The 9,607-nt window shown below is 74.1% G+C and carries 7 protein-coding genes; 5 read left to right on the forward strand and 2 right to left on the reverse strand.

What is annotated here, in order from left to right; all coding sequences use genetic code 11:
* The first annotated feature begins 133 nt into the window (after positions 1-133).
* The 5 genes from ABZZ38_RS29645 (at position 134) to moeZ (ending at position 6,271) form a co-directional block, all read left to right on the forward strand.
* Positions 134-1,831 (forward strand): DUF3492 domain-containing protein, encoded by a 1,698-nt coding sequence (locus ABZZ38_RS29645; RefSeq protein ID WP_356745517.1) that lies wholly within the window; start codon positions 134-136, stop codon positions 1,829-1,831.
* Positions 1,824-3,062 (forward strand): hypothetical protein, encoded by a 1,239-nt coding sequence (locus ABZZ38_RS29650; protein ID WP_356745507.1) that lies wholly within the window; start codon positions 1,824-1,826, stop codon positions 3,060-3,062. Before ABZZ38_RS29645 ends, ABZZ38_RS29650 begins: the two co-directional genes overlap by 8 nt.
* 167 nt (positions 3,063-3,229) lie before the next feature.
* Positions 3,230-4,231: an NAD-dependent epimerase/dehydratase family protein gene (locus tag ABZZ38_RS29655; RefSeq protein ID WP_356745509.1), complete on the forward strand. Its 1,002-nt coding sequence runs from the start codon at positions 3,230-3,232 to the stop codon at positions 4,229-4,231.
* Positions 4,219-5,022 carry a spherulation-specific family 4 protein gene (locus ABZZ38_RS29660; RefSeq protein WP_356745511.1) on the forward strand — a complete coding sequence of 268 codons (804 nt, stop codon included), beginning with the start codon at positions 4,219-4,221 and terminating at the stop codon, positions 5,020-5,022. Before ABZZ38_RS29655 ends, ABZZ38_RS29660 begins: the two co-directional genes overlap by 13 nt.
* 70 nt (positions 5,023-5,092) lie before the next feature.
* Positions 5,093-6,271: an adenylyltransferase/sulfurtransferase MoeZ gene (gene moeZ, locus ABZZ38_RS29665; protein WP_356745513.1), complete on the forward strand. Its 1,179-nt coding sequence runs from the start codon at positions 5,093-5,095 to the stop codon at positions 6,269-6,271.
* 100 nt (positions 6,272-6,371) lie between these two features.
* Here moeZ and ABZZ38_RS29670 read toward each other — a convergent pair whose 3' ends face one another.
* Entirely contained in the window at positions 6,372-7,958 is a 1,587-nt protein-coding gene (locus ABZZ38_RS29670) for an alpha/beta hydrolase (protein WP_356745515.1), read from the reverse strand.
* A gap of 100 nt (positions 7,959-8,058) precedes the next feature.
* Complete coding sequence (locus ABZZ38_RS29675; RefSeq protein WP_356745519.1) at positions 8,059-9,597, reverse strand: alpha/beta hydrolase; 1,539 nt, start codon at positions 9,595-9,597, stop codon at positions 8,059-8,061.
* Positions 9,598-9,607 lie beyond the last annotated feature (10 nt).

Consider the following 9,607-nt stretch of genomic DNA (forward strand, 5'->3'; position numbering starts at 1 on the left):
TATCTGAAGATATCACTCCATCAAGGAATCCACCCACCCCCCCCCCGCCACCGGCATATCCGCGTACGTTCTTCCCGCCGCGAGTCGCCGGGACGAACGGCGGCCGTACACAAGGGAGATCGGGGGTGTGCTCGTGCGGATCGGACTGCTTACCGACGGTGGTTATCCGTATGCGTCGGGTGAATCCAGGGTCTGGTGCGACCGGCTCGTACGCGGGCTCGCGCAGCACGAATTCCACCTCTACGCGCTCGGCGCCCCCACTCCGCGAGCCGGGCGCGGGCCCGCGCTCCCGCCGCAGGTGGCGCGGGTGCGGACCGCCCCCGCCCGCGAGCCGCGGGACAGCCGTCCGTACGGGCGGCGCGACCGCCGGCGCTTCACCACCCACTTCCGGCAGCTCGCCGACGCGGTCTGCGGCGAGCGGAACGAAGGCGGCGGGGGCGGCGACTTCGCCGCAGGGCTGTACGGCCTGGCCGACCTGGCGCGTGAGCGCGGCGGCCTGCGCTCCGCCCTGCGCTCCGAGGACGCCGTCCGCGCCCTGGAGTCGGCGTGCCGCGCGCCCGGCGCACGCCGGGGCCCCCACGTCGCCACGCTCTCCGACCACCTCGCCCTCGCCGAGCGGCTGGAGCACGCGCTGCGCCCCCTCTCCCTCCCCTGGTACGGCGAGGAGGACGGCCTCGGCGCGGTCGACCTCTGCCATGCCGCGGCGGGCGGGCGTACGGCGCTGCCCGGACTCCTGGCCAAACGCTTCTTCGGCGTTTCGCTGCTGGTCACCGAGTACGGCGTGCCCCTGCGCGCGCACTACCTCGCAGCCGAGGGGACGCCCGCCGTACGGGCCCTGCTCGCCGCCTTCCACCGCCTCCTCGCGGCGGAGGTCTACCGGCAGGCCGCCGTCATCACGCCCGGCACCACGCACATCCGCCGCTGGCAGGAGAAGTGCGGCGCCGACCGCGCCAAGCTGCGCACCGTCCACCCGGGTATGGACGCCGATCGGTTCGCGGCGGTCGGGGAGCGCGTGGACGCCGTGACCACCGGCGGTGACACGGCTGACGCGCGCACGCTGGTGTGGGTCGGACGGGTCGAGCCGACGAAGGACCTGGTCACGCTGTTGCACGCCTTCGCGGAGGTACGCCGGGCGCGGCCCGAGGCGCGGCTGCGGCTGATCGCGGCCCCCGGGCGGGGCCCCGCGTCCGCGGCGTACCTCGCCCACTGCGGGGCCCTGGCGGCCCGGCTCTTCCCGGACGAGGCCCGCTTCTTCTCGCAGGACAGCGGCGGCGCGGACGGCGCGGCGGCTGTGGGGCGCGCCGCCGTCACCTTCGAACCGCTCGGGGACGGCGGAGGCCTCGCCGAGGCGTACGCCGCGGGCTGTGTGACCGTGCTGTCCAGCGTCGTCGAGGGCTTCCCGGTCGGCCTCGTCGAAGCCATGCTCTGCGGACGCGCCACCGTCTCCACCGACGTGGGCGCCGTCGTGGAGGTCATCGGCGGCACGGGCCTGGTGGTGGCCCCGCGCGATCCGCGGGCGCTCGCCGACGCCTGCCTCGCGCTGCTGGGCGACCCCGAGCGCCGTGCGCGCCTGGGCGCCGCCGCACGCGCCCGCGCACTCGAACTGTTCACCGTCGACCAGAACCTCGCGGCATTTCGCTCCCTCTACCTGGAGCTGCTGTCGCGCGCCCCGGTACGCCGCGACGCGGAGACGGTGGACGCCGAAGGCGGGCCCCTGCCGTTCGCCCACCCCGCGGAGGCGTTCCTCCCCGGCCTCTGGACGGGGCGCGGTTCCACCCCGGCGTGGGCGGAGCCCGCCGTCGGCGCGTACGCGGGAGGCGGCCGTGGCTGACCCCGTCAAGGCGCTGCTGGACCGGCACCGGGTCCTGTGCCAACGGGCCGTCGACCCGCTGGAGATCGCCGCCGGCCTGGAGGCGCACGGCCTCACCGACCGCACGGCCGCCCGGTTCCGCCACCGTGACGTCTTCTCGCTGGCCGAGGAGCTGTACGCGCGCGTGCCACGGGACGGCGACGTCCTCGTCGCGCCGAGCGCGGCGGACGCCACGGCGACGGGCGCCGCTCCCGGCGCCTCCGGGGTCGCCGAGGGCTCCGGGGTCACCGGCGCGGGCACCTCCGGTCCCTCCGGGGCTTCCCGTCCTTCCCGTCCTTCCGGTCCTTCCGGCGGGCTCGGCTGGGCGTTGACCGTGCTGCTGCCCGGAGTCGTGGGCGGGGCCGCCCTCGTCGGCGTGGCGTCGACCGGCGGGGCGGTGCGGACCGCGGTGGGCGCGGCGGGAGGCGTCGGGTTCGCCGTCGCGCTCGCCGGCTCCCTGCGGCGCGGCCCACTCCGGGGCACCGGGCGCATGAGGCCCGGTACGCGCGCGTGGATGGGCCTGGCGTTCTGTTTCCTGGTCGCCTACGCGGCGTACGGCGACGGGGTGCTCGGCGCGCTCCTGGACGGGAGGCCGGCCGAAGGGCCGTGGCCGCTCGCCCCGGCACAGCTGCTCGGGCTGGCCTGCTCCGTGGCCCCGGCCGCCTGGTGCGCCCACCTCTTCGCCGTACGGGCGCGGCGCAGCCTCGCCCACAGCCGCGGGCTGGCCGACTTCGCCGCCGGGACCCGACCCCTGCTGGTCGCGACCGTCGCCCTGTACATGGGGGCGCTCACCGCGCTGCTAACGCTCGTGGGCCCGGCGTTCGGGGCGCCGGTGCCCGCCGCCCCCGCGCCGCACGGCGCCACCCGACCGTTCGCACCACTCGAAGAAGGCGCGGGCACCATGGGCCAGGCCCTGCCTGCCGTCGCCCTCGGCACCCTCCTGTTCGTCGCCCGGCTGCTCACCGTCCACGGCTACCCGCGGTCGGCCGCCACCGGGCTCCTCGCCGCAGGCGCCGCCGAGGCGCTCGCCCTCGGATCGGTCCTCGCCGGCCGCCTGCCCGGCTGGGAGCCGCTCGCCCGGCCCGTCGGGACGGTCGTCGGGACGTGGGGCGCCGGAGCCGTACCCGCGCTCGCGTGCGGCGCGGCGGCGCTCGCCCTGCTGGCCCGCGCCACCGCCGTCCTCGCCCGGGCGTCCGCCCACGCACCCACCTGACCTCCGGCCCCCACCGGCTCGTCCAGGGCAGCGCCGCCGGCGGAGCCGACGCCGCGGGGGCGCTGCGTCACAGCCCTCACCAGCACCACCATCCGCACGTCCTAGGAGAGAACAGACATGACCCCCGAACCCACAGCAACGGCCGGTCGGCACGAAGGGGCCGCGCGATGAGGGTGCTGCTGCTCGGTGCCAATGGATTCATCGGCCGCTACGTCGCCGACCGGCTGCTCGCCGACCCGGCCGTGCACCTCACCGCCCTCGGGCGCGGTGACGACGCCGACGTGCGCTTCGACCTCGCCGGGGGCAGCCCCGGCGCGCTCACCCGGTTCCTGGACGCCGTCCACCCCGGGGTCGTCATCAACTGCGCCGGGGCCACCCGGGGCGGCGCACGTGAGCTGACCCGGCACAACACCGTCGCCGTCGCCACCGTGTGCGAGGCGCTGCGCCGCAGCGGCTGCGGGGCGCGGCTGGTGCAGATCGGATGCGCCTCCGAGTACGGGCCCTCGCAGCCCGGCTCGTCGACCGCGGAGGACGCGGTGCCGCGCCCCGGCGGGCCGTACGGCGTCTCCAAGCTGGCCGCCACCGAGCTGGTCCTCGGCTCCGGGCTGGACGCCGTCGTGCTCCGCGTCTTCTCGCCCGTCGGGCCCGGCACCCCGGCCGGGTCGCCGCTCGGCCGGCTCGCGGAGGCGATGCGCCGCGCGATGCAGTCCGGCGACGGCGAGCTGAAGCTGGGCGGGCTCGGCGTGCAGCGCGACTTCGTCGACGTACGGGACGTGGCGCGGGCCGTGCACGCCGCGTCGCTCTCCGCCGCGCAGGGCGTCGTCAACATCGGCACGGGCCGCGCCGTACGCCTCCGGGACGCCGCCGCCGTCCTCGCCCGCGTCGCCGGGTACGCGGGCGCCCTGCACGAGCTGGACGCGCCCTCCGGCCGCCCCACCCTGGGCGGACCGGGCATGGGCCTTCCCGCGATCGGCGCCCAGCGGGGCGAGACCCTGCCGGAGCACCTGGTTCCCGGCGCCGGTCCGGGACACCACCCGTACCCGGACGGCTGCGGCGGCTGGCAGCAGGCGGACGTCCGCACGGCCCGCGACCGGCTCGGCTGGCGGCCCCGCATCAACCTCGAGGAGTCCCTCGCCGACATCTGGATGGAGGCCGCGTGCCGCATCTGACCCCGACGGGCACCGGACTCTCCGCGACCGGAGCCGACCGGCTCGGCTTCGGCGTCCCCGGATACGCCCACCCCCTTCTGGCCCCGGTCGAATGGGCCGAGCTGACCCGCCCCGGTACGCCGCTCCACTGGGCCGTCCTCAATGTCGCGGACGGCCCGGGGACGCGGCCCGACCCGCACTGTCTGGAGGCCGCCGGAAGGGTGCGCAACGCCTTCCGGGGCGCCGCGCGGAGCGCGTCGTCGGGGGGTGGCGGCCGGATGACGGGCAGGGGGGTGCTCGGTCACCTCGACATGCGCCACGGGGCCCGGCCGTTCGGCGAGTTGGTCTCCGACGCGCAGCGGTTCGTCGACTGGTACCGGGTGGACGGGTTCCTGCTGGACCGGTGTCCCACGGACCGGGCCGACCTCGCCGCCGTACGGCGCACGACGGCCACCCTGGAAGCCGTCCTGGACCATGCCGACGGCGGGCACCTGGTGCTGGGACACGGCAGCCACCCCGACCCCGGGTACGCGCGGATAGCCGACCAGCTGGTGACCTTCTCCGGGTCGTGGGCGGATTACCGCTGGTCGCAGGCGGCGGAGTGGACCGCAGACCATCCGCCGGAGCGGTTCGTACACCTCGTCCACGGGGTGCCGCGCACCCATCTCGACGAGGCGATGCGCATCGCCCGCTGGCAGGGAGCCGGGACGATCTTCTTCACCGACCGGACCGGACAAAGCAGCCCATTCGCGGCGCTGCCCGGCTACTGGGACGAAATCGTCTCGCGTATCGGACCGGGTGTCTCGGAATGAGAAGGGGCGTGGCAGTGTTACGGAGGAACAACCGTACTGACTACCGACCAGCTGTATTGATGAGGTCTCCGTGTCGCTGCCACCCCTGGTCGAGCCGGCTGCCGAGCTCACCGTAGACGAGGTCCGCAGGTACTCCCGCCACCTGATCATCCCGGATGTCGGGATGGACGGGCAGAAGCGGCTCAAGAACGCCAAGGTGCTCTGCGTGGGCGCGGGCGGCCTCGGTTCCCCCGCCCTGATGTACCTGGCCGCGGCCGGCGTGGGGACGCTCGGCATCGTGGAGTTCGACGAGGTCGACGAGTCGAACCTCCAGCGCCAGATCATCCACAGCCAGTCCGACATCGGCCGCTCCAAGGCCGAGTCCGCGCGCGACTCCGTCCTGGGCATCAACCCGTACGTGAACGTGATCCTTCACCAGGAGCGGCTCGAGGCCGACAACGTGATGGACATCTTCAGCCAGTACGACCTGATCGTCGACGGCACGGACAACTTCGCCACGCGTTACCTGGTCAACGACGCGTGCGTGCTCCTCGACAAGCCGTACGTCTGGGGCTCGATCTACCGCTTCGACGGCCAGGCGTCCGTCTTCTGGTCCGAGCACGGCCCCTGCTACCGCTGCCTCTACCCGGAGCCCCCGCCGCCGGGCATGGTCCCCTCCTGCGCCGAGGGCGGCGTCCTGGGCGTGCTGTGCGCGTCCATCGGCTCCATCCAGGTCACCGAGGCGATCAAGCTCCTGGCCGGCGTGGGCGACCCGCTGGTCGGCCGCCTGATGATCTACGACGCCCTGGAGATGCAGTACCGCCAGGTCAAGGTCCGCAAGGACCCGGACTGCGCGGTCTGCGGCGAGAACCCGACCGTCACGGAGCTCATCGACTACGAGGCCTTCTGCGGTGTCGTGTCCGAGGAGGCCCAGGAGGCGGCGCTCGGCTCCACGATCACTCCCAAGCAGCTCAAGGAGTGGATCGACGAGGGCGAGAGCATCGACATCATCGACGTCCGCGAGGTCAACGAGTACGAGATCGTCTCGATCCCGGGCGCGCGGCTGATCCCGAAGAACGAGTTCCTCATGGGCAACGCCCTCCAGGACCTGCCGCAGGACAAGCGGATCGTCTTGCACTGCAAGACGGGTGTCCGCAGTGCGGAAGTCCTCGCGGTGCTGAAGTCCGCGGGCTTCTCGGACGCGGTGCACGTCGGTGGCGGCGTCATCGGCTGGGTCAACCAGATCGAGCCGGAGAAGCCGGTCTACTAGACGGCCTTTTCCACCCTTCGCGCGGTGCGGGGGCCGGGTCCGGTGTCACCGGCCCGGCCCCCTTCGCGTCCACCGTGTCCGTGCCGGGGCCCGCCGGGGTCTACGCCGTGCAGGTCGTGCCGCTCGCCGGCACCTTGCCGTCCAGCAGATAGGCGTCCACAGCGCGCGTCACACACGACGACGTGCCGTACGCCCCGTGCCCCTCGCCCTTGTTGGTGATCAGGATGCCGACGCCCTCGCCGAGCTCGTCCGCCATCTTCTTCGCACCCTCGTACGGCGTGGCCGAGTCGCCGGTGGTGCCCACCACCAGGATCGGCCCGGCGCCCGGAGCGCTCGCGTCCCAGTCGGCGGCCGCGCCCCGCACCGGCCAGCCCGCGCACCAGCCGGCCGTGTCCCAGGCCAGGAACTCACCGAACACCGGGGATATTCGCCGGAATTCGGGGAGCAGCGCCTTGGCGTCGGCGACCGTCGGCCGCTGGCTGTTGTCCGCGCAGGAGATGGCCCGTTGCGCGTGGTGCTGCGTGCCGTAGTGCCCGTCCTCGTCCCGCTCGTTGTACGAGTCGGCGAGCTGCAGCAGCAGGTCGCCCGTGCCGTCCCTCTCCACCTCGTCGAGGGCCTTGGTCAGGTACGGCCACATGCTCTGCGCGTACAGCGTCTGCACGATGCCGGTGAGGGCCAGGCTCTGGTTGACCTCGCGGCTGCCGCTGGTGGGCAGCGGGTCGCGGTCGAGCCGCTTCAGCAGCCGCGCCACGCGCGCGGTGCCCGCCTCGGGGCTCTCGCCGGTGCTCCTGAAGTAGTTGTTCAGCGCCCGCTGGAAGCCGGTGGCCTGGTTGCGGGCGTGGCCCGCGGTGTCGGCCGTCGGGTCCACCACCGCGTCCAGCACCGTGCGTCCGGCGTTCCTCGGGAACAGGTGGGCGTAGGTGGCGCCCAGCTGTGTGCCGTAGGAGAAGCCCAGGTAGTTGAGGGTGGGATCGCCGAGCACATGCCGGATGAGGTCCAGGTCCCGCGCGGTGTTCACCGTCGTGACGTGGGAGATGAGCGCGCCGGCGCGGGAGGCGCAGCCGGCGCCGAAATCGGCGGCGTCCTTGAGGAAGGCGGCCTCCTCGGCGCCGGTGTCCGGCGTGAGGTCGACGCCCTTCTCGGCGGCGGCCTGCTCCTTGTCCCCCCGGCACACCACACCGGAGCTCTGCGCGACCCCGCGCGGGTCGAATCCCACGAGGTCGTAGCGGGCGCCCAGCGACTTGAAGCCGTCGGCCGCCTGCGGCATGGCGCTCACCCCGGAGGCGCCGGGGCCACCGAAGTTGAACAGCAGCGAGCCGAGCCGGCGGTCCTTGTCGCGGGCCTCCTTGCGGATCAGCGCGATGGAGATCTTCGTGCCGTCCGGATCCTTGTAGTCCAGCGGGACCTCGACGCTCGCGCAGCGCCACTGCGAACCGGGCTCCTCCCCGCCCTCCGGCGCCCGGCATGTGCGCCAGTCCGGCTTCTGGCCGGTGAGCGCGGCGGGCAGCGAGTCCGGGGTGACCGCCGCGGACCCCTGTGCCGTGCCGGGAGCCGGCCGCGCGCCGCTGTTCCCGTCGTCGGCGCCCGGCGTCGTACCGCCGCTGTCACCGTCGCCGCACCCCGCGGCCGTCCCGGCGAGCAGCACCGCGGCCGTCGCCAGCGCCCCCACCCGTACCCGCATGGACATATGTCCCCCCACCTCCGCACCGGACCGCCATCGTAGGCCGGGCCACCGACAGCGCCCGCGGGAGGGATCCCCGGAAGGGGGTGGCCCGGGGGCGGCGGTGCTACGGGCAGACGGTCCCCGCGGCCGGAACCTTCCCCTCCAGCAGGTACCTGTTCACCACGTCGCGCACACAGGGGTCGCCGCCGTTGTACGCGCCGTGCCTCTCGCCCTTGTACGTGATCTCCACGCCGACGCCCTTGCCGAGCGACTCCACCATCCTCCGGGTGCCCGCGTACGGCGTGGCCGGGTCGCCGGTGGTGCCGATGACGACGATGGGCGCCGCGCCCTCCGCCCGCACGTCGGGGTGGTTCCAGGTGCCGGGGACGGGCCACTGGGAGCAGCCCATCAGGGCCCAGCCGAGGAACTCACCGAACAGCGGCGACGCCTTGCGGAACTCCGGCAGTTTCGCTTCCGCCTGCTCGGCCGTGAACCGCGCCTTGTCGTCCACGCAGTTGATGGCCGCGTTCGCCGCCTGGAGGTTGTTGTAGTTGCCGCTCTGGTCCCGCCCGTTCAGGGAGTCCGACAGGGCGAGCAGCAGTCCGCCCTGGCCGCCGTCGGCCTCGTCCAGGCCCTGTTCCAGGTACGGCCAGTACTCCTGGGAGTACAGCGACTGGACGATGCCGTTGACGGCCTGGGACTGGGTGAGCTCGCGCTCACCGAGGCCCGTGACGGGCTTCTCGTCGAGCCGGGCGAGCAGGTCGATGACGAACTCCTGGATCTCCGCCACGGTGCGGCCGGGCAGCTTGCACGCCTCACCGCGCTTCACGCAGTCCTCGGCGAAGTTGCCGAACGCCAGCTGGAAGCCTCTGGCCTGGGCGAGCGCGCCCTGCTCGGCGGTCGCGGTCGGGTCGACGACGGCGTCGAGGACGACGCGGCCCACCCGCTCGGGGAACAGGTGCGCGTACACGCCGCCCAGTTCGGTGCCGTACGAGATGCCGAAGTAGTGCAGTTCGTCGTCACCGAGCACCTCCCGCATCAGGTCCATGTCGCGTGCGGCGTTGGTGGTGCCGACATGGGGGAGGGCCGCGCCGGAGTTCTTCTCGCAGGCGGTGGCGTAGTCCTTCAGGGCGTTCGTGTACGTCTCCCGCTCGCGCGCGTCGTCGGGGCTCGCGTCGAGCGCGTAGAACGCGTCGAGCGCCCGGTCGTCCTCGCACTCCACACCCTCGCTGCGGCCGACCCCGCGCGGGTCGAAGCTGACCAGGTCGTAGCGGGTGCGCAGATGCTCGTACTCCTTGGCGAAGGACGGCAGGCCGGTGATGCCCGAGCCTCCGGGGCCGCCGAAGTTGAAGAGGAGGGAGCCGATCCGTCCGGCCGGGTCGCTCGCCCTCGCGCGGATCAGGGCCAGCTCGATCGTGTCGCCGTCGGGCTTGGCGTAGTCCAGGGGCGCGTCCATGAAGGCGCACTCCCACCTCGCGCCCCCGGGCAGCGGGGAGGGGGCGGTCCCGCCGCCCTCCTCGTTGGAGGGCGCCCTGCACGCGGACCACTCCAGCGTCTGGGCGGCGAGCTCCCGCGTCCGGTCCGTGCCCCCGCCCGCGTCCCCGCCGTCCGAGCAGCCGGCGACGGCGGACAGGACGGCGACGGCGGTCGCCGCGCTCGCCACGGCGAGAGAG

It is taken from the genome of Streptomyces sp. NPDC006368 (assembly GCF_040612535.1).
GTDB lineage: Bacteria > Actinomycetota > Actinomycetes > Streptomycetales > Streptomycetaceae > Streptomyces.

Excerpts from the sequence above, each read along its gene's own strand:
- ABZZ38_RS29670 (WP_356745515.1), bottom strand. The coding sequence starts at position 7,958 with ATGTCCATGCGGGTACGGGTGGGGGCGCTGGCGACGGCCGCGGTGCTG.
- ABZZ38_RS29655 (WP_356745509.1), top strand. The coding sequence starts at position 3,230 with ATGAGGGTGCTGCTGCTCGGTGCCAATGGATTCATCGGCCGCTACGTC.